This window comes from Nitratidesulfovibrio oxamicus (assembly GCF_015731765.1).
GTDB classification, from domain to species: Bacteria; Desulfobacterota; Desulfovibrionia; order Desulfovibrionales; family Desulfovibrionaceae; genus Cupidesulfovibrio; species Cupidesulfovibrio oxamicus.
In genome coordinates this window covers 1-1213 of record NZ_VRYY01000593.1, presented here as the reverse complement: position 1 = coordinate 1213, position 1213 = coordinate 1, and the positions used below count along the sequence as shown (strand labels likewise).

The following is a 1213-nucleotide window of genomic DNA, read 5'->3' as shown; positions in this document are numbered from 1 at the left end:
GGCAGGCCGCATCCCGCGTCGTCGGCGGCAAGGGCGGCCCGCGCCGAGCCGACGAAGGCGCGCAGGGTGGCCGCATCCAGCAGGGCGGCCCGCCCGTCGATGCACAGGATGTCCCGCCCGGAAAAACCGGATGCGCCGTTGGAAATATTGGGCCAGACAGCGCGGGCTGACGCAAGGTCGCCAGCGGCCAGCAGCGGCACCGGCCATGCGGCGCGACGTTGCGCGAGAAATTCCGGCAGGGGCAGCAGGGAAAGCCCGTAACGGCGGGCCACGGCGCGGGCCATGTCCCCTTCGCCGCATACGGCCAGCGGGACGTGAGGCAGGGCGGCGCGCACCGCGTCCAGCACGCGGCAGGGCGCGGGAATACCGGCCATGCGCAGGTGCGGCCCGTCGGTGTGCTTGGCGGCTTCAGGCGCATCCGGCACATCCGGCACATCTGGCGCGCCTGATATGCCCTGCCCTTCGGGCGGCAGCACCACCACGCAGGCAAGGTCGGCTGGGGCAGCCACGTTCCCCGCGTCGGGGGGGGCGTGGACGGCCACGTCCGCCGGGGTGCAGGCCGGGAACGGGGCGTCCCCGTCCAGCAGCAGGCGGCAGGTGGCGAGATCCCACGGTTCGTCGATGTCCACGCCCTGCCGGGCGGACAGCACGTGGGCCAGTGGTTCCGCCGGGGGCGCGGGAATGTCGGTCATGTATTGCCGGAACCACGGCTGCACGTGGTAGTAGGGGCGGTTGCAGGTGATGGAAAACGCCCCGCATTGCAGAAACCGCTCGCCGTCCGGGTGACCGTGTTCCGGGTGGCCGTTTTCCGGTCCTGGTTCGTTCGAACCTGCCCCTTCCGTCGGGGGCGGTCCGCCGTCTAGCGGGCGGAAGTCCGGGGTCAGGAATTCCAGCGACACGGCGGGCAGCCGGGCCACGGTCTGGAGCGAGGGGCGGTTGGCCGCCGCCAGCCGGTCCACGGCGCGGCGCATCTCGTCGGGGTGCAGGCAGGGGTGGGTGGCCGAGACGGACAGCAGAAAGTCGGGCACGCGCCGCTCCACCAGCAGCATCCACACCTGCGCGAAGACCCATGCGTCCAGCGGCGAGGCCTCGTCCGTGGCCAGTTCCGCCGGGCGCAGGAAGGGCACGTCGGCCCCGGCGGCGCGGGCCGCCGCCGCGATGTCCGGGCAGTCGGTGTTGACCATGACCCGCGAGACGGACTCCACCGATCGGC

Annotated in this window: 1 protein-coding gene; it reads right to left on the bottom strand. The window is 72.9% G+C overall.

Going from position 1 to position 1213, the window contains the following annotated elements; all coding sequences use genetic code 11:
• Positions 1–1213, bottom strand: a 1213-nt coding sequence (locus FVW20_RS16025; protein WP_504739163.1) for a glycosyltransferase family protein, incomplete at both ends; no start/stop codon positions are given.